Annotated in this window: 11 protein-coding genes and 1 pseudogene; 11 read left to right on the top strand and 1 reads right to left on the bottom strand. The window is 61.2% G+C overall.

Annotated features, from left to right (window positions below):
• Positions 1–133: 133 nt before the first annotated feature.
• The 8 genes from cyoC to ACXJMY_RS36255 all read left to right on the top strand — a co-directional run bounded on the left by cyoC (position 134) and on the right by ACXJMY_RS36255 (position 10,703).
• Positions 134–766 (top strand): cytochrome o ubiquinol oxidase subunit III, encoded by a 633-nt coding sequence (cyoC, locus tag ACXJMY_RS36290; protein WP_456624151.1) that lies wholly within the window; start codon positions 134–136, stop codon positions 764–766.
• The gene (gene cyoD, locus ACXJMY_RS36285; RefSeq protein WP_404553303.1) at positions 763–1,158 is read left to right on the top strand and encodes a cytochrome o ubiquinol oxidase subunit IV; all 396 of its coding nucleotides are present in this window, start codon (positions 763–765) and stop codon (positions 1,156–1,158) included. Before cyoC ends, cyoD begins: the two co-directional genes overlap by 4 nt.
• Positions 1,159–1,629: 471 nt before the next feature.
• Positions 1,630–1,857, top strand: coding sequence for a hypothetical protein (locus ACXJMY_RS36280; RefSeq protein WP_456624150.1), 228 nt, complete (start codon positions 1,630–1,632; stop codon positions 1,855–1,857).
• Positions 1,858–2,222: 365 nt separating this feature from the next.
• On the top strand, positions 2,223–3,023 hold the full coding sequence (locus tag ACXJMY_RS36275) for an acetoacetate decarboxylase family protein (protein WP_456624149.1): 801 nt from the start codon (positions 2,223–2,225) through the stop codon (positions 3,021–3,023).
• 129 nt (positions 3,024–3,152) lie between these two features.
• Positions 3,153–3,953, top strand: a complete 801-nt coding sequence (locus ACXJMY_RS36270) for an acetoacetate decarboxylase family protein (protein WP_456624148.1) — start codon at positions 3,153–3,155, stop codon at positions 3,951–3,953.
• Between the two features lie 262 nt (positions 3,954–4,215).
• Entirely contained in the window at positions 4,216–4,857 is a 642-nt protein-coding gene (locus ACXJMY_RS36265; RefSeq protein ID WP_456624147.1) for a helix-turn-helix domain-containing protein, read from the top strand.
• On the top strand, positions 4,854–7,706 hold the full coding sequence (locus ACXJMY_RS36260; protein WP_456624146.1) for an ATP-binding protein: 2,853 nt from the start codon (positions 4,854–4,856) through the stop codon (positions 7,704–7,706). Before ACXJMY_RS36265 ends, ACXJMY_RS36260 begins: the two co-directional genes overlap by 4 nt.
• A 117-nt stretch (positions 7,707–7,823) precedes the next feature.
• Positions 7,824–10,703: an ATP-binding protein gene (locus ACXJMY_RS36255; protein WP_456624145.1), complete on the top strand. Its 2,880-nt coding sequence runs from the start codon at positions 7,824–7,826 to the stop codon at positions 10,701–10,703.
• 13 nt (positions 10,704–10,716) lie between these two features.
• Here ACXJMY_RS36255 and ACXJMY_RS36250 read toward each other — a convergent pair whose 3' ends face one another.
• Positions 10,717–13,467, bottom strand: a complete 2,751-nt coding sequence (locus ACXJMY_RS36250) for a LuxR C-terminal-related transcriptional regulator (RefSeq protein WP_456624144.1) — start codon at positions 13,465–13,467, stop codon at positions 10,717–10,719.
• A 217-nt stretch (positions 13,468–13,684) separates the two neighbouring features.
• Between ACXJMY_RS36250 and ACXJMY_RS36245 the strand changes: the two genes are divergently transcribed.
• The 3 genes and pseudogenes from ACXJMY_RS36245 to ACXJMY_RS36235 form a co-directional block, all read left to right on the top strand.
• Positions 13,685–16,594 carry an ATP-binding protein gene (locus tag ACXJMY_RS36245; protein ID WP_456624143.1) on the top strand — a complete coding sequence of 970 codons (2,910 nt, stop codon included), beginning with the start codon at positions 13,685–13,687 and terminating at the stop codon, positions 16,592–16,594.
• A 128-nt stretch (positions 16,595–16,722) separates the two neighbouring features.
• Complete coding sequence (locus ACXJMY_RS36240) at positions 16,723–18,435, top strand: thiamine pyrophosphate-dependent enzyme (RefSeq protein WP_456624142.1); 1,713 nt, start codon at positions 16,723–16,725, stop codon at positions 18,433–18,435.
• 82 nt (positions 18,436–18,517) lie between these two features.
• A pseudogene (locus ACXJMY_RS36235) lies at positions 18,518–18,862 on the top strand (hypothetical protein); the annotation flags it as partial.

Raw genomic sequence — 18,862 nt, 5'->3', positions numbered from 1 at the left:
GGATGGCCAGTGTCGGCGTGTTCGGCGCATTCGTGACGCTGCTTGCCTTCTCATTCCGCCGCCACAACGAAATTGAGGTGCCAGCCGAGGAGGTCGCCCGGTTCGTACGATCCCACCAGGCAGGAGTTGCAGCATGAATATCGCCGTCGCAATTGACCAGATTCCGCAAGACGAACTGCCAAGTGCGAGTGAGGCGGGACCTGCTCCAAAGAGGATCGTGGTCGCCTATGGCTTCTGGATCTTCCTGCTGAGTGACATCATCATGTTTGCCGCGCTGTTCGCGAGCTACGCGGTCCTCGTGCGTTCCACAGCCGGCGGGCCGACCGGCGTCCAGTTGTTCAATCAGACTACGGTCGCGATTGAAACCGCTTGCCTTCTCGTTTCGAGCTACACCTGCGGACTGATGTCCTTGGCGATCAATTCGCGCCGCTACCTCAGGACCTATTTAGGGGCTCTAATCACTTTCGCACTCGGAGCCACGTTTCTCAGTCTCGAGATTCGCGAATTCCTGGGCATGATCGCTATCGGTGCGGCGCCGCAGCGGAGCGCCTTTCTGTCCGCATTCTTCACGCTTGTCGGATGTCACGGGCTGCACGTCGCGCTCGGACTGATCTGGCTGATCGTGATGATGGTGCAGGTGGCGGTATTCGGGTTCGCTGCGAGAGTGCAACATCGCCTTCTCTGCTTTTCCTTGTTCTGGCACGCGCTCGACATCGTCTGGGTTGGGGTATTCACGGTGGTCTATCTGATGGGAGTGAGTTCATGACAGAGGCTCGACACGAACGCGCACCCGGAGACAGGCCGAGCCGCGAGATGCAAGCATCGGCTCCATCCGAGCTTCTCGTTTACACGATCGGCCTGTTTGTGGCGGTTCTTCTCACGGCCACGTCGTTCTGGGCTGCTAACACGACGCTGCTTTGGCCGGGCGGCGTATTCCTCGGGCTCGCTGTCCTCGCCATTGCCCAGATGGGCATTCATCTGGTGTTTTTCCTGCACATCACCAGCGGGCCGGAAAGCACCAACAACGTACTCGCGCTCGCCTTTGGTGTTCTCATCGTAATCGTCGTGATCGCCGGCACGATGTGGATCGTGGCAGATATGAATACGAACATGATGATGCCTTCGGGTGCGCCGATGAGCATGAGGATGCAACATTGAAGAGCGTCGCGGGGATGCCTGCTACCGGTCGAGCATGCCGTCGCCGCGCAGTGCGCTTTCGATGATTGTGGTAGCATCGTCGATCAGGAGGGGATCGCGCCGGCGGCGCGGCCACCGTTTCAGGCAGCGTCAACCGCGATGATCACGCCACGCGCTGTCGAACAGCGCAGACGCGACGTCAACGGTCAGTTTCGGCCAGACGATGGCGAGTTCGAGTGGGTTCGTTGGAGCGAACGACCCGCTGAATCCGTCCGGCATTGGCCATCTGGGGTAGCACTCGATCCCGCAATAGCGCCTGGAGCTGGAAAGATCATGCAGGTAGCCCCGCTCCAGCGGTCGTGAACAGGCCATGCAGACAGAGGGGTGTCGCGGGGTCATGTCGTTCACGAGCACAAATGTGATTTTGTGAACTGGCATCTGACCTGTCCTTCCTAGTCTGAGGTGCGTTTGCGATCTCTGGCATCGCCCGCGATGGGTGGTTTCTTCAATCCGGCCCCGATCGCCGTCCTGCATGCATCGCTGAGATCGGTGTTCTTCTCTCTGAGACAGGTCGTTATCTCATCTGCATTGGGAATGAACGTGCTGCAAAGTCTGAACACGTCGGGTGTGCACGCCACGCGCTGCTCCGCTGTTCCTTGCGAGAAGCAGGGAGCAGGCGAGGCGATCGCGCACAGCAAGGCCAGCGACACGCATGACTGAGCCAGAGGCGTCAGCCGAGGCCGCACCCGCTCGTTGTGGTTTCCGAACTTCATCAAAGGAGGTGCCATCCGCAATCGAGGACATCATTGCCGTGGCAAACGGAAATACACAATTGCCGGGGTTGGCGCTTGTAGCGAAGCGTCGGACTTTGGAGCTTTCGACCCCGCTACGGTCTATGCGCCTCCCAAAGCGGAAAATGCGGTCGGCGGATACGCGAGGCGGCCGGTTCAGCAGGAACGCGCCAACAGCGGTGCACACAAACGACCAAGTCGCCGCACGTTTCTCCAAGCGTTGAGGACAAGACCGACGCTAGCATTCTACGCTGGAATGATACGCCTGATGCGGACTGCTGGCGGGGCGAGGACATGCTCAAGGGATTTACGGCTCCTCGGTCACCTCGGGGGATGGCTGCGTTGGTCCCGCCGCCACCCTGGCACTTCGCGGGCGACGTGCTCGCGGTGGAATTCTGGAACGATCCCGATGTATCGATCGATATCCTTCCGACGGGTGTGGAGCTTGATGAGCAGTGTCGAGGCCGCTCTGTTGCAGTCTTCACAGACTATCAGTTTACCGCTCAGAACGACGAGCATCTGGATCCGGCCAGATATCAGTGTCGCGGATTCAGCGTTCTTCTCGATGCGATATGGAAGGGGACACGAATAGCGTGGTGTCCCTACTGCTATGTGGACAACGACGCTGCCTTGATGAGGGGCTGGATCCAAGGCTATCCGCGAAAGTTCGGCACCGTGCACCAGACCCGTACCTTTGCCGCTGCCAGCATCGCTTCAGCGCCGCTCGTGCAAGATGGCAGATTTTCGGCCTGCATGTCCGCTCACGGCCGTTTACTGGTGCAGGCCGGCGTTACCTTGCGCGAAAAAGCCGAGCGTCTTGTCGGCTTGCTCGATCGGCGGATCGTCGGACGGCGGTATTTTCCGCGGCTCTCCGCGGGCCTGCACGACAGGCCGGCCGTGGACGAACTCGTTCGCTGCGTTTCGGACCACCTCCTGATCACGAACGTCTGGGTCGGCGAGGGAGAGCTCGAATTTCCGGAAGCCTATGGCGAGGAGCTGGAAATGCTGGGGCCGCTCAAGGTGGGGCGTGGATACCGGTTCTCGTTTTCCTATTCCGTCACCGATATCGAGGTTCTGGCAGATCTGACCGCCTAGCAATCGGCCGATGCCGACGGGCGTGTTCCGGATTGTGGCAGGAATCAACAAATCGACGCGTTTCAATCAAATCCAGCGCGGCTGGTTCCGGTAGCCTCTGTGTCGAGAGCGATGCACCAGGACACGGGAATGCTCAAGGGCTTTACAGTTCCGAAGTCGCCATTTGGCCAGGCCGCTCTCACTCCGCCGCCCCCCTGGCACTATGCCGGTGACGCTGTCGGAGTCGAGTTCTGGGCGGACCCTGACGCGGCAGCAGCCACATTGCCGCGTGGTCTATCCCCGGATCCGGCGTCAAACGGTCACGCCGTCATGATGTTCCTGGACTGGCAATTCACCGCCCAGGACGACGAATATCTCGAGCCGGCCCGGTATCAATATCGCGAGGCGTTTGTCCTGGTCGACGCAATGTATCGCGAGGTGCCGGTCATGTGGTGTCCGTACATCTATGTCGACAACGACGCTGCGCTGGCGCGCGGCTGGACCCAGGGGTTTCCGAAGAAGATGGGCAGCATCTTTCAGACGCGCTCCTTTGTGGCCTCAGGCCCCGCCGCGGCGCCGATCGCGCCCGGCAGCCGATTTGGCGCCAGCCTCTCGGCGCATGGCCAGCGACTTGCGGAAGCGTGCGTCACCTTGCGCAAGCCGGTCGAAGACGGATTGTCTCTGCTCAGCCGCCCCACGGTCTTGTTGCGATACTTCCCGAGACTGGTGGCCGGATGCGAGGACAAGCCCGCGGTCGACGAGCTGGCGATGTCGGTCACGGACAATCTTACGGTTGCCCGCGCATGGATCGGGACGGGAGAGCTCAATTTTCCGGAAACGAATGGCGAAGAACTCCACTCGCTCGCGCCGAGGCGGATCGAGTCGGGTTTCCGCTACTCACTCTCCTACTCAATTAGCGACCTGAAGGTCCTCGAAGACCGCGGCTCCTAGGTGACTGCACCCGCCGTAACGGCGGGCGTGCAGTCCTCGCTTCACCGCGACATCCCCGTCCCGGTGGCCCGGTGCTTTCTTGCGATCGCAAAGGAAGGTTGATGGACGCAATTGCGCCCGAATATCCGGCTCGAAACCATTTACGTGGCGATCCGCTTGGAAATAAAGGGCTTTTACTCCCTCTTGGGCGTTTGCCCAGCAACGGAGCATTTGCCCGAATTTAACGGTTCACAACACTACTTAACAAGCCAAGAGGCTTCCCGTGCTGCACTCTCTCGCCGATCCGGGCTGTTGGGTGATCGTCGAGGGAATGACTATGGCAGGACTTCCGGCTACTCTACCAGGATCTTCCTTTGCACCCGACCAACAGTTCAACCTGGTTGCGAACAGCCTGGCCAGGCTGCTTGAAACGGCAACGCGAGAGCTGGAACGTGATCGAGATGCGGCCAGGGTGTCGCTCGCCACGGCATCCCACATCCTGCAAGCGGAAATTGAGCGCAGCTCGGGCGCCAACGGTTCCACAAGGGGCGGTCTGGCGGCGTGGCAGATCCTGCGCGTGCGAGCTTACATCGACAGCAATCTGCACCGTACCATCCATATTCGGGATCTCAGCGCGGTCGCACGTCGAAGCCCGGCGCACTTCTCGCGGAAGTTCAAGCTGGCCATTGGGGAGTCGCCGCATGCCTACGTGGTGAGAAGACGCCTGGAGAGAGCCTGCCACCTGATGATGACCAGCGCGGCGTCACTGAGCGAGATTGCCTTGAGCGTGGGCTTTTCCGATCAGGCCCATCTATGCAGGCTCTTCAGACACGCCTTTGGCCAAAGCCCGGCCAACTGGCGACGCGAGATCAGAATCCCCTGCGAAGTCACCTCGAGAACCGACATGGACGAGCGCATCCCATGAGCGGTCGGCAGGGGACGGTCCTCAGCTTCGGCCCCTTCGAACTATCGATCGCAAACCGGCTTCTGACGAATGACGCTAAAGCCGTGCCGCTCGGCGCGCGTGCCATGGATCTCCTCATCGTCCTGGTGGAGCAGGCAAACAAGGTCGTCGGCAGAAGAACTCTGATCGAACGCGTTTGGCCCGAGAGGGGAGCGGAACAAGTCAGCCTGCGTGTCCATATTTCGGCGCTGCGGAAGGCTCTTAATCAGAGCGACCCCGGCAGGCGGTATATCGCGAATATACCCGGGCGCGGGTACAGCTTCGTCGTACCGGTCACCTCACGCGCCGCAGACGCGTCGGAGAATCCCAAGCGGCCTCCGAGGCCCCGAGTGCCCGCGCGCTTGATGCGGATGCTCGGACGAGAACACGCCGTGGCCGAGATTCAGGCGAAGCTGGCCGAGCAGAAGTTTGTCACGATCATCGGGCCCGGCGGCGTCGGCAAGACCACGGTGGCGGTCGCAGTTGCCCACGAACTGGGCGCCGCTTTCGACAGCCAGGTTCTCTTCATCGACCTGAGTGCGCTCGGCGACGATTCACTCGTCGCGCCGGCCATCGCAACGTCACTCGGCATGTCGGTGCAAACGAGCAATGTCGTACCTGCCGTGATCGATCGCTTGCAGGAAAGGCCAACGCTCATCGTTCTCGACTGCTGTGAGCATCTGATCGATGGAGCGTCGGCGGTCGCAGAGGAACTGATACACCGTGTCCCGACATTGCGTTTGCTCGCGACCAGCCGGGAGGCCATGCGCGTCGAGGGGGAGCATGTCTACGAGCTCGGCGGGCTTGAATGCCCTCCGGAAGACAGCAACCTGTCAGCGCGGGATGCACTGCAATACCCTTCCGTTCAATTGCTGGTCGACCGCGTACGGGCGGTGCGAAGTGACTTCGAGCTGACGGATGCGGATGCGCCGATTGCTGCGGGTATCTGTCGGCGGCTTGACGGTATTCCTTTGGCGGTCGAACTCGCGGCCTGCAGGGTTGACATCTTCGGCCTCGGCAAGACCGCAAGCCTGCTCGACGAGCGACTGAATCTGTCATGGGTGGGGCGCAGGACCGCCCCGTCGAGGCACCAGACGTTGAACGCCACGTTGGAGTGGAGCTACGACCTGCTCGACGAGGCGGAGAAGCGGATATTGAATCGGCTCAGCGTATTCGCCGGCGGATTTACGTTCGAAGCGGCGGTCGCCGTTGTCGCCGATGAGACGGTGGATGAAGCAAGTGTCTCGGATTGCGTTTGGGAGCTTCGCTCGAAATCGATGATTGCCGCCCAGGGCCAGGGGGGCCGGCTGCGCCTGCTTGACCCGACCCGCGCCTTTGCCTTGCAGCGACTGGCCAGGAGCGACGAGCAGGACCGCTTGCGCCGCCGTCACGCCCTCTATTTCACCGACCTGTTCAGGCAGGGCGCCGCGATGGACATATCGGGTTGGTCGAAGGCGCTCGGGATCGAGGTCGATAATCTCAGAGCCGCCCTGAACTGGGCGTTTTCTGCCACGGGCGATGCGAAAATCGGCGTCGAACTCGCTGCGGCATCGGCAAGCGCCTGGATGGGCATGGCGCTGCTCACCGAATGCGTGGAATGGATGAGAAAGGCCATAAGTCATCTCGACGACAAGAATTCGGGTACACGACAGGAGATGGTCCTTCAGTCGGCCCTCGCCAGCTGCGTGATGTTCACGGGTGGCATGACGGAAAAATCATACGCGACGTGGGCCAAGGCGCTGCTCCTCGCCGAGGGCCTCAACGATATCGACTATCAGATGGACGCCCTGCTTGTGCTGTGGGCTCACGAGTTGCGCGTTCCGAATTACACCGAAGCGATCAGGCTTGCGGACCGCGGCGGCGAGGTTTCGGAAGGAACGGGTCGGATCGGCGCCATTGCAACGGCCAATTATATGCGTGGCATAGTATACTACCATGCCGGCCGGATTGCGGAGGCTCAAGGCCTGCTGGAATTGTCGCTCCATCGTGATGACGAGGCTGCACGACAATTGCTGATCAAGCGATTTGGCTATGATCGCAAGGTCGACAACCTGGCCGGTCTTGCGACCTTGGCGTGGTTGCGTGGCTCTCCGGATCAAGCCCGCAGGTTCAACCAGATGGCCGTCGCCGAGGCGCGCCAATCCAATCGGACCGTGAACCTTTGCGGGGCGCTGACCTTTGCAGGCTTCATCGCATATTTGACCAATCCGGATGACGGCGAAGCCGAAGCACTCGTGGACGAACTCGTCACCCATGCCGGGAAATACGCTCTGCACAACTACCAGGGCTTTGGTCTCGGCATGCAAGCCATCTACGAAATCAGGCGAGGAGGACAAATCACGGTAGCGTCCGCGATGCTCCAATCGGGTCTCGATAAGCTGTCCGCGGCGCGCTACGGGATTTTCAACTGGATCCTGCAAGCGGAGTTGGCGATGTGCATGGCCCACGCGGGCCTTCCGAGGGAAGGGCTCGATGTCTTCGAGCGCGCGAAGATCGACCTCGACGAAAGCCGATGGTACGGCCCGGAACTGCACCGCATCAGGGGAGAATTGGCGCTGAGCAGCGGCGAGGGATTGGCGGCTGGCAGGCAATACTTTCAGCGCGCGTTCGAGCTCGCAAACAGGCAGGGGAGCCTGTCGTGGGCGCTCAGGGCTGCGACGAGCCTCGCCATTGCCGAGACGTCGGCTGGGCGAAAGGAGGTCGCTTGGCGCATGTTGCAAGTCACTCACGCGAAGTTTCGAGAGGACTTTGAGACCCGCGATCTGCGGCTGGCGAGGCAGGTGTTGGACGGTTCACACCAGCGTGATGGCGCTATCAATTCGGTGCGGTGACCGGCTTGTTGCCAAAGGAGGTTTCGTTTAACACTTGATCGGCTGGCGTGCGTTTGCGCAAGACTGACGGCGAATGGTGCGATAACCAGATCGTCGACGGTCTTGACGGAATTATTGATGTCGGTCCAACCAATTGGCTCATCGAGTGCAACCCGGCTCCAGTTTGGCCCATTCGAGCTGAATGTCGCCGAACGGTCTCTCAGCAAGGCGGACCGGATCCTTCCCCTGGGTGGCAGGGCCTACGACATCCTGATCGCTCTGCTCGAAAACGCCGGTGAAGTCGTCCCGAAGTCGGAGCTGATCGCGAAGGCTTGGCCTGACGTCACGGTGGAGGAGGGCAGTCTTCGCGTCCACCTGTCGGCACTGCGCAAGGCACTGGGCGACGGCCAGTTCGGCAACAAGTACATCGCGAACGTCCAGGGCCGCGGCTATAGCTTCATCGCGCCGGTCATGCGACTTCCCGCGGACCGCGACAGGGGAAGTGCATCTTCGGGATCGTCCAACCTGCCGCCCGCACTGGGGCGCATGGTCGGCCGCAACAACGTCGTCCTTGAAATTCAGCGTCTGCTTCAGACGGAACAGCGCCTGATTACAATTTTGGGTACCGGAGGTATCGGCAAGACGACGGTTGCCCTGTCGGTCGGGCACGGGGTGCTGGCCGACTTCTCCGGAGCGGTATTCTTTGTCGATCTTTCAACGATAAACGAGAATGAGCAGGTCATCGGCGCTGTCGCTTCCGCGATCGGGCTGGCCCCGCAATCGGTCGATCCAAGGGAGGCGTTGCTCAATTTTCTGCGCGCGCGAAGGGCGCTCGTCATTCTTGATAGTTGCGAGCATCTCATCGAGGGAGTCGCGGAGATCGCCGACTATATCTTCCGGAATGCACCCGAAATCTACATGCTCGCGACCAGCAGGGAAATCCTGCGCGTTCCTGGCGAGCGCGTATTTCGTCTTTGTCCACTGGACTGCCCGCCGGAGCAGCCGCGACCGACCGCGTCAGAGGTGCTTGCCTATCCGGCGGTACGGTTGTTCGCCGAACGCGTCAGTGCTCGCCGTGGCAACTTTACGCTCAGTGACGACGAAGCCCCCATGGTTGCCGAGATTTGCCGCAAGCTCGATGGCATTGCGCTCGCCATCGAACTCGCCGCCGGAAGAGCCGCTGTTTTCGGCGTCGGGAATACCGTGGCAAGGCTGGGTTCGCGCCTGGATCTTCTGAAGTTTGGCCGTCGGACCGCGAATCCGCGGCATCAGACACTGAAAGCAACGCTGGACTGGAGTCACGATCAGCTGTCCGAGTTCGAACGAATTGTGCTGCGACGTGTGGCGATCTTCGTCGGGCACTTTTCGTTGGAAGCGGCGTGTGCGGTTGTGGAGCAGCGAGGAGTTGACCGGTCCGAGATCGAGGGCGCAATCGAAAGTCTGGTCAGCAAGTCGCTGATCGTGGCGTGGCCGAGCTACCGGCGGATGCTTTACCGATTGCTCGACACCACGCGTTCCTATGCCTTGGAGAAGCTCGCTGCGAGCGGTGAACGTCATTCCATGGCGGCGCGTCACGCCAGCCATTTGAGCCAATCATTGGAAAACAACCGGGGCAATCTTTTCGAGCTCGAGCCCGGACAATCTTTGGCAGGCGCGATACAACACTACCTTGGCGATACTCGTGCCGCGCTTGAATGGAGCTTTGGCCCCGATGGAAACGATAGCGCGGCCATACGAATGGCGGCGGCCGCCTCGCAGTTGCTTCTGGCCAAGTCGCTTTTCACGGAGTGCCGGGATTGGATGGAGAGGGCGATAGGTCGGATTGCGGCGGACTGCGACCCGCAGGACCAGATGGAAATCCACGCTTCGCTTGCCTTGTCGCTGATGTTCACCGCCGGGAACAGTGAAAGGGTTCGCGATGCCTTCAATACGGCGTTGACATTCGCAGAGCGGCGCGCGGATGCCTACCAGCAGCTGCGTCTTCTCAGCGGGCTGTCGATGTATCTTCATCGGACAATCGACGCAGCGGGCAGCCTTGAAGTTGCGCTACGCGCTGAGTCCGTCGCGAACAAGACCGGACATCCGGAAGATGCGGCGCTTGCGGATTCGATGCTGGGGGCCGCGTATTACATGCTTGCGGACCATGTCCGCGCGCCAAAATACCTCGAACGGGCCCTGCGCGGGGCGCCGGCCTCCCGACGGTTCAACGCAACTCAATATCTGTTTGATCTGCGCACCACGTCCCTGTTCAACCTGACCCGATCGCATTGGTTTGCCGGCAATCTCGACCGGGCCGCCGGTTATGCTGAAAGAACCATCGAGGAAGCAGAGGGAGCGGATCATCCGATTGCTCTGTGTCGAGCCTTGATTCTGACGATGCCTTTCTATTTCTGGATCGACGATCTGGGACAGGTCGAGCGGAACCTCTCTGCGCTCGAACTCACTGCCGAGAAGTATTCGCTGGAGCCATTTCGAGCTGTCGGCGGGGGACTTAGGGGGCGCTTTCTGGTCCGCGTCGGCCGGACAGAGGATGGCATGTGCCATCTGCGGGACAGCTTGGAAAAGCTGAGGATACTGCGATACGAAATGCTGGTAACGGATCTTGTCTCCGAATTGGCCGTCGGTCTGGCAAAACAAAACGAACGCGCGGAAGCGTTGGCTCTCATTAATGGTTCGATCGCCACGCAGCTTGGATCGAAGAGGCCGCTTCACCTTCCGGCGCTGTTCCTGGCCAAAGGCTCTGTCCTCTCGTATGGAGAATCCCAGCAGCGTGATCTTGCTGTGGGGTGTTTCGAGGAGGCAATGACGCTGGCAGCGCAACAATCGGCGCTTTCGTTCGAACTGCGCGCAGGATTGGAGATTGCGCGGATTTGGGTCGATCGGGGTCAGATCCGACGGGCACATGAGCTCATCGGAGCCATCTACGGCCGGTTTACCGAGGGCTTCGAAACGCCGGATCTCGTGTTGGCGAGGCAAATCCTCGAGCAGACGAGGGTTCGTGCGCGGCAAGCCGGTTGAAGGGCGCGAAGCTTCACTGCGTGGTGACGATGCCCAGGGTCTGTGCGCGCGATACGGCCTGTGCGCGCTTTTCCACCCCCAGCTTGGTGAAAACGCTCTTGAGGTGCGACTTCACGGTCTCAGGACCGATGTCGAGGCTTCGGGCGATTTCCTTGTTCGACAATCCATCCGCGATCAGCGCGAGAATGTCAGTCTCGCGCCGGCTCAATGCGCCGAGAATCCGCGCGCTCGAGCTCGGCGCCGAACGATCCTGTCGTGCTCGCTGCAGACCCGCCGCAAGCCGGTCGACGTAGGGGATCAGATCCGCTTTGAGGTTTCCTCCCTCCCGGGTCGCCCGGAGAAGATCGGAAATAACCGGCCCCTCGTCCAGGACGGTCTGATAGAGACCGGCCGCCGCACACGCGGCGAGCACACGGCGGAAGCGGCTCACCGCCTCCGGGGCCTTGCCCGCACTGAGCTGAACCGCCGACTGGCGAATCGCAATGCAGATCAGGAACTGTCGGTGCTCCATTGCTTCGGCTTCGTGCTGCAATTGTTGCAGGATTGAACTGGCCTCGTCCGGGCGAGCTTGCTGGCCCAGCAAATGAGCGCGGGCCAATCTGTGGTACCACCCAATCTCCGACCGGGCGCCAGGCCTCGGTGCGGGGTATTTCCGTGCAAGGCGTTCCAGGCGATCGACGCATGCGCCGGCTTCATCCAGCCGGCCATCGTTCAGGTAAAGCCGCGCCTGCTCCGCGATCACGCCGGCCGAGAGCCTCCCCCAATCCCGCGCGACGCCCAGATTTTCAGCTCGCTCCAAAAGAGTGCGGGCCCGCTCGAAGTTCATCCGCGCGGCGGCGACCCGGGAGATCACGAAATACGTGCTCCACACGCAGTCGAGCATTGTCGCCGAGTTGATCAGCGGGACGCGATCGATGACCCAGGCTTCCGCCTCATCGAGCAGGCCTTGCTCGTACTTCATTCGCGCGATCAGACTCGCCGGCAAGGACGCCGCAATCGAATTCGGCCCGACATCCTGCTCGGCGATCCGAAAGCCCTCGCGGTAGTGCTCATCGGCCGCCGCGAGACGTATCTGCCGCTCTTCTGCAAGTCCGTTCAGACAGTGTCGATACACCGAGGCAAATACGTTCCTGCGGTCCTCCTCGACCGAATAGGGTATCCATGGCGTCGCATGGAATTGCTTGAGGTTGCCCGTCTTCATATGGCTGAAGCGAACGACGTTTGAAGCAACGTTCGCGGTCCAGGGATCGGATGAATGGTTTACGCAATCCTGTGCCAGGGGCAGCGCGCCTTCGCTGTCATCCTTCAGCGCGATGGCAACGGAGCGGATCGCCTGGCATTCGCACAGCAGGTTGCCATCCGGCACAGGCGTTGCAGCGATATCGCCTTCGATGTCGGTTGCAAGCTTCAGGGCCTCGTCAAAACGAAGCGCGAGCGCCAATCCCCAGGCGATCGCCAACCGGACCTCGCACTGACCCCGCATGAGTTCGTCGGGAAATTGACGCTGCCATTCCAGCAATGTGAAGAGATCTCCCCTCTTGATCAAAGCCATCGCGCAATTGTTGATCCAGCCGATCGCACGGTCAGGAGCGCCGGCTGCAATCGCGTGCTGGACCGCCTCAGTCCATAATTCGTGGGAAGCATACCAAAGGGCCGCACGTCCGTGCAGTTCAGGAACTTCAATGCCGCGGTCCGCCTCCAGCCGCTGTCTCAGATACTCGGCAAGCAGCGTGTGATAGCGAAACCAGACTCCATCATTGTCGAGCGGCGTGAGCAGCATTTGGCGCTGGGCAAGCGATGCCAGGATTGTGCGGCTCGCACTCAAGCCTGTTACGGCCTCGCAGACAGGGCCGGAGAGCCGATCAAGAACGGCCGTTCGCAGCATGAAGTCGACCAGTTCGACCGGAAGCCCATCCAGCATCTCCGTCAGGTAGGCGGCGATTGGACGCTGCGAACCCGAGAGATTGTGGACATACTCCCTCAGGCCGGATCCGGACTGCGAAGGCATGGATGAGATGATTCGCAGCGCGGCGGGCCACCCTTCGGTCTTGCGCTGCAACAGTTGGACGTCGGGGAATTCCAGAACCCCGGGCTTGGTGCTGTCCAGAAACGCCTGTGTCTCCTGCATGTCGAACCGCAGGGCTTCGGCATCAATCTCGATCAGCTGGTTCTGGGCTCGCAAGGTCGCGAGCGGCAGGGGAGGTTCGGTGCGCGTCGTCAGCACCACATGACAGTGGGACGGTGCGTGCCTCAGAAAATACGCGACGGTCTGATGGATGCGGGAAGCGCTGACCCAGTGATAGTCCTCGAGAAACAGATAAACATCCTCCTCGACCTCGGCCAGATCGTTGATCAGGCTCGACAGGATCGCTGTCGGGTCGATCAAATTGTTCTCGAGGATCAGGCCAATCGCGCCGGTGCCGACGTCCGGACAGGCCTGGTGCAGGGCCTGAGCAACGTAGAACAGAAACCGCGTGGCCTCGTCGTCGTCTGAATCGATGGTTAGCCACCCAACGGCATTGCCACCCTGCTCGAGGGTCTCGGCCCAGGTGGCTGCCAGTGAGCTCTTGCCGAAGCCCGCCGGCGCCTTGATGACGCCAAGTCGCTTGGCCGGGAGTTCGGACAAGATGGCGAGGAGCCGGGGACGTGTGACCAGACCGCCGAACCGTGCCGGCAAGATTTTGGTCGCGAGGAATGGCAGCTGTCCTCCGCCAGGCAAGGTGCCCGTTCCATGTATCGGATGGCTGGAGCGCGGTTGGATCAAGGACTCCCCCTATCCACGTCGGTCTTCCCCCCATTCGGGGGATGCAAACAATGGTGAAAGTGTACGATCTCTGTTAGCGAGAGGGAAGCGCCGGGCATCGTCGGTTATATGCAGCTCGCATGCCGGTCGCCGCGTGCTGATCCCTTCAGATCCGCGCGTGGCGCCGAGAGCAAGCTGATGTCTGTCAAGAACGCACGCTTGGGTTTTGCGCGGTTCATTGAACATCCTGGAAAAGCATCCTGCGCCCGTGCCAACAGCCATGGCTGATGATGAGCTTCGTGGAAATCTGCGGTTTGGCCCCTTCGAGCTTTCGAGCAGGGAGAGGGCGCTCCGGCGCGACGGCGTGGTGCTGCCCCTCGGCAGCAGGGCCCTCGAGATTCTGATCTACCTTGCCGAGCGTCCGGGTGAGGTGATCGCAAAGCAGGAGTTGATCGATCACGTCTGGCCGGACGTGACCGTCGAGGAGGGGAGCATCCGGGTCCAGGTGGCCGCGATCCGCAAGGCGCTTGGTGACGGCCAATTCGGCAACCGCTACATCGCAAACGTCAAGGGACGGGGCTACTCGTTCGTCGGCACAGTGGTCGCCCTCGGAGGCGTCACGGAAAGCAGGAACGCCAAGTCCCGGCATCAACGCAGGCTTCCGGTGCGACCGATCACGATGATCGGGCGTGAGACGTTCGTCAGGGAGGTCAGCGACAAGCTTCGAGATGACCGGTTCATAACACTGCTCGGCCCCGGCGGCATCGGCAAGACGACCATCGCCCTGGCCGTCGGCCGCGCCGTCGCCGCGGGGTTTGGCGGCGAGATCTATTTTGTCGATCTGGAAAGCCTCACCGATCCGAACCATGTGGCCGCGGCCGTCGCGACCTCTTTGGGGCTTGCGCTCAAATCGAAAGATCCCGGCCTGGAGCTGGTCGACCTCATTCGGTCGCGGAAACTTCTCGTCATACTCGATAGCTGCGAGCATGTGATCGAGGCAGTCGCCGCGCTTGCCGAGCAACTCTTCCAGCAAACGAAAGAGATCCATGTTCTGACCACGAGTCGGGAATTGTTGAAGGTCGAGGGTGAGCATTGCTGCCGGGTTCTTCCCCTTGATTTCCCGCCGGACGGCTCGGAGCAGACGGCGGATGCGGTGCTGCGATATCCGGCGGTGCAGTTGTTCGTACGGCGTGTGGCCACGAGAGCAGGTAGCGTCGTTCTCACCGACAGGGAGGCCCCATTCCTCGCGGAAATGTGCCGAAAGCTGGATGGGATTCCGTTGGCAATCGAGTTGGCCGCGGGGCAGGCGGCCGCCCTTGGCGTCAAGAACACGGTTGACCTCCTGGTGTCCCGGCTGGAATTGCTGAAACTGAGTCATCGGACGGCAGTTGCCAGACATCGGACGCTCAAGGCGACAATGGACTGGAGTTACGACCTGCTGTCCGACGCAGAGAGGATCGTGTTTCGACGCATCGCTCCTTTCGTCGGCCATTTCACCCTGGACGGCGCGCGGTCCGTGGCGGGTGAACCCGGCGTGGGGGCCGAGGAAATCTTCGACGCGGTCGCAGGCCTGGTTGAGAAATCCTTGATAGCAACCCGGATCGATGCAGCGCAGGCACAGTATCGGCTGCCGAACACGACCCGGGCCTACGCGCTCGCAAAACTGGAGGAGCATGCCGAAGTCGACATGGTCTTCCGCCGGCACGCAGAATACCTCGCCGAACACCTCGAATCGCTGAAGGAGGCTCTGTCGGCTCTGCCGGGCGCTGAAAGAGTTGCTGCCTATTCCGACCAATTGAGTAACGTCCGTGCGGCACTCGAATGGAGCTTTGGACCGCACGGCGATGCCGAGACGGCCACCAGACTGGCCGCCGAGTCCACGCAGGTGTTTCTGGAACTGTCGCTGCTGATCGAATGCCAGGCATGGGCAGAACGCGCGATGGCAAATCTGGGAAATCCGCATCGGGACGCCCGCCGTGCGATGGAAATCTCTGCATCGATACCGTTGGCCATGATGCATACGGRAGGTAACGATCAGCGCGTCCGGACCGCTTTTGCGAGCGCGCTGGAGATTGCGATCGAGCAGGGGGATCTCGCCTACGAGCTGAGGATTCTAAGCGGACTTTTCATGTATTCGCACTGGGTCATGGACATTCGGGGTGCGACCGACATCGCCGTCCGGAGCAAGAAACTGGCGTTGAGGACAGGGGATCACGGCGACATGGCGCTGGCGGAAGCAATGCTGGCGGCCTCCGAACATCTGTTGGGAAATCACCTCGCCACCCAACTGCATTGCGAAGCGGGCCTCCGGCACCTGGCGTCCGGACCACGCTCCCGAACGGAACGATATCTCTTTCACTATACGAGTTTCCTGCTCGTCGGCATGGCACGTTCTCTCCTGTACAGGGGCTTGCTCGACCAAGCGGTCGACTATGCAAGGCGCGCCAGAGAGGAAGGCAAGAGGTCGGGCCACCCCGCTACGTTTTGTCGATCCCTGGCGCTGGTCCTTCCGGTGTTTCTGACCATGGCGGACCTGAGACGATCGGACCAGTACATCGGTGAACTGAGTGAGCTCTCCGTCGCGCATTCCCTGATGCCGTATCGCGCCATAGCGACAGGCCTGAAGGGTCAATGGTTGCTGCTTCAAGACAATCGCATCGAAGCGATCCAATTGCTGAAGCGAGCCCTGGAAGAGCTTCACGTCCAGCGTCACGAGATGCTGAATATGGATTTCACCTGCGATCTTGCCGTCGCTCTCGTAGACGTCGGTGAGCATGAGCAAGCGCTGACCCTCACGGTGAATGCAATCGAGCAACAGCAGCGCGCCGGCAAGTTGTTGCACATGCCCGCCCTGTTCAGGATGAAAGGGCTCATCCTGGCGTCTCGATCTGCGGAGGATCATTTCGACGCCGAGGAAAGTCTGCTGTCGGCAATCGACTGGGCCAAACGCCAGTCCGCCACCCTGTTCGAATTGACGGCCGCGACGGACCTTGCCGCGCTGCTGCTGAAACAGCATCGCTCGCCGGAAGCTTACGAATATCTCAGCGCGAGTCTGGATCGAATGCCGGCCGGAATTTTGTTCCCTGCTCGCAGGCGCGCCGTGCAAATGCTCGGCCAACTCCAATCCGGAACCGAGGACGTCGGCTGAAAGCTGCGCTATCCGAGACCGCGCGTCGTCTGCGCAGCCGGGTTCAAGTCATCGCATTCCGATCCAAGCCCCGACATTCCAGTTGGGTGCAGGCTGTAGCGGGAACGGTACAGTCAGGGTTGAATGTCATGGGCAAGCTGGTCGCGGATATCATCGTTGAAACCCTGCAAAGTGCAGGCGTCAAGCATTGCTATGGCATCGTCGGCGACACCCTCAATCTGATCGCGCGCTCACTTGAAAAGTGCGAGATCGAGTGGATATCGATGCGGCACGAGGAGGCGGGGGCGTTCGCCGCGCAGGCGGAGGCGCAGGTCGCCGACCGCCTGACCGCGGTCGCCGGAAGCTGCGGTCCCGGGAGCCTGCATTTCATCAACGGCATCTTCGAGGCCAATCGCAACCGCGCGCCCGTCATCCTGATCGCAAGTCAGATCATTCGCGACGAAATGGGCTTCGACTTCATCCAGGAAGTCGACTTCAAGCAGGTCTACAGGGACTGCAGCGTCTTCTGCGACATGATCCATACCCCGGAACAGGCGCGCCGGAAGACCGTGATCGCCTGCCAAACGGCCCTGGCCAAACGTGGTGTTGCCGTTCTGATCGTGCCGGCGGATATCTCCGCCTCGACCGTGGATGACAACATTCCCTATGCGGTGCACGTCGCCAAGCCTGTCACGCGACCGAACGATGCGGATCTCAGTGAGATCGCAGACATCCTCAACACTAGCGAAAACGTCGTTCTGTACGGCGGCTCGGGCTGCCAGGGGGCACATCGGGAGATCCTCGCGGTCGCCAACAGGCTGAAGGCGCCGATCGCGCATACGTCGCGGGCCAAGGATTTTCTCGAGTTTGACAATCCCTACAATATCGGAATGACCGGGATGCTCGGCAACGAGGCCGGGTACCACGCCTTGCTGGACTGCGACGCGTTGCTGATGCTGGGCGCAGACTTTGCCTGGCGGCAATTCTACCCGGACAAGGCAAAGATCGTGCAGGTCGATATCGACCCGACTCATCTGGGACGGCGTCATCCGATCACGAAGGGCGTCGTCGGCGACGTGAAGGCGACGCTGGAGGCATTGCTGCCGAAGCTGGTCGAGCGCACCGACGCCTCGTACCGAAGCGCGTATGTCAAGCGCTACGCGACATATCGGGAAGCTGAACGGGCCAAGGTTGCTGCCGGTCGCGATGGCAGCATTCCCGGAAGTCATCTGACACAGGTGATCAGTCGCCATGCGGCAGAGGATGCTTTGTTCACGGCCGATGACGGCACTCCGGCCGCCTGGGCCTATCGCCATATCGAGGCGAACGGGCGGCGTCGCATTTTCGCGAGTCTGCTTCATGGAACGATGGCCAACGGCATGCCGTCGTCCATCGGGCTCCAGAAGGCAGAACCCGGCCGGCAAGTCGTATGCATGGCGGGCGACGGCGGGATATCGATGCTGTTCGGAGACCTGATGACGATCGTCCAACAGGAGTTGCCGATCAAGATCGCCGTCTATGACAACGGCAAGCTCGGCTTTGTCGAGATCGAGCAAAAGGCGGAGGGCATGCTCGATACTTTCACGAAGTTGAAGAATCCGAATTTCGCAGGTGTCGCGCGCGCGCTGGGTCTCTGGGGCCAGACCATTTCGCACGCGGACGAATTGGAGACCGCGGTCAAGGACTGGCTGGCGCAGCCGGGACCAGCGCTTCTGCACGTGCACGTCAACCCGATGCAGCTCGTCATGCCGCCATTCATGCAGGTCGAACCTGCTGTCGGGATGGCGCTTTATTCCGCGCGTGCCGTCCTGCATGGCCGCGGAGGAGACGTCTGGGAGATGGTGAAGGAGAATTTCCTCTAGTCGAGGGTCGCCGTCCCTCAGCAGCAGTGTGGCAGCCCGATCGCTTCGCCGCGCAGCATGAGAGCGGCCAAGCATTGCCGTCATGGGTCGATCGAGATTACCGAAATCGCCGGAGCCATCGGCTTTGCCCATGGCGAGGTATCTTGCGGTTGTCGGGGGCGCACTCGCCGTTCTTCTGCTGATCGCCGGCCGGTCCTTGCCGGAGCTGCCGGACAGATTTCCCGATCGGCCGGACAGCATCGGCGCGGCGGCCATCCGGATCGAATCCGCGCGCAAATGGCCGGAGAAGGTCGTCCTGGATACCAGCCAGCCGACATTCTTTCCCCCGTCCGTCGATGTGGCGCCGGCCCCGGACCTGGTCGAGCGTGTGCCCGATGAAAGGACGGATCAGCCGGACGTCGACCCTCAGGCCAACGCGGTGGTGAGG

The sequence above is a fragment of the Bradyrhizobium sp. P5_C12 genome (assembly GCF_054049735.1).
Note: the sequence above shows the minus strand (reverse complement) of the source record. Positions and strands in the feature narration are given on the sequence as shown.

Bases quoted from the DNA above. Each gene is read 5' to 3' on its own strand.
- cyoC (WP_456624151.1), top strand. From the start codon at position 134: ATGAATATCGCCGTCGCAATTGACCAGATTCCGCAAGACGAACTGCCA.
- cyoD (WP_404553303.1), top strand. From the start codon at position 763: ATGACAGAGGCTCGACACGAACGCGCACCCGGAGACAGGCCGAGCCGC.
- ACXJMY_RS36280 (WP_456624150.1), top strand. From the start codon at position 1,630: ATGGGTGGTTTCTTCAATCCGGCCCCGATCGCCGTCCTGCATGCATCG.
- ACXJMY_RS36275 (WP_456624149.1), top strand. From the start codon at position 2,223: ATGCTCAAGGGATTTACGGCTCCTCGGTCACCTCGGGGGATGGCTGCG.
- ACXJMY_RS36270 (WP_456624148.1), top strand. From the start codon at position 3,153: ATGCTCAAGGGCTTTACAGTTCCGAAGTCGCCATTTGGCCAGGCCGCT.
- ACXJMY_RS36260 (WP_456624146.1), top strand. From the start codon at position 4,854: ATGAGCGGTCGGCAGGGGACGGTCCTCAGCTTCGGCCCCTTCGAACTA.
- ACXJMY_RS36255 (WP_456624145.1), top strand. From the start codon at position 7,824: ATGTCGGTCCAACCAATTGGCTCATCGAGTGCAACCCGGCTCCAGTTT.
- ACXJMY_RS36240 (WP_456624142.1), top strand. From the start codon at position 16,723: ATGGGCAAGCTGGTCGCGGATATCATCGTTGAAACCCTGCAAAGTGCA.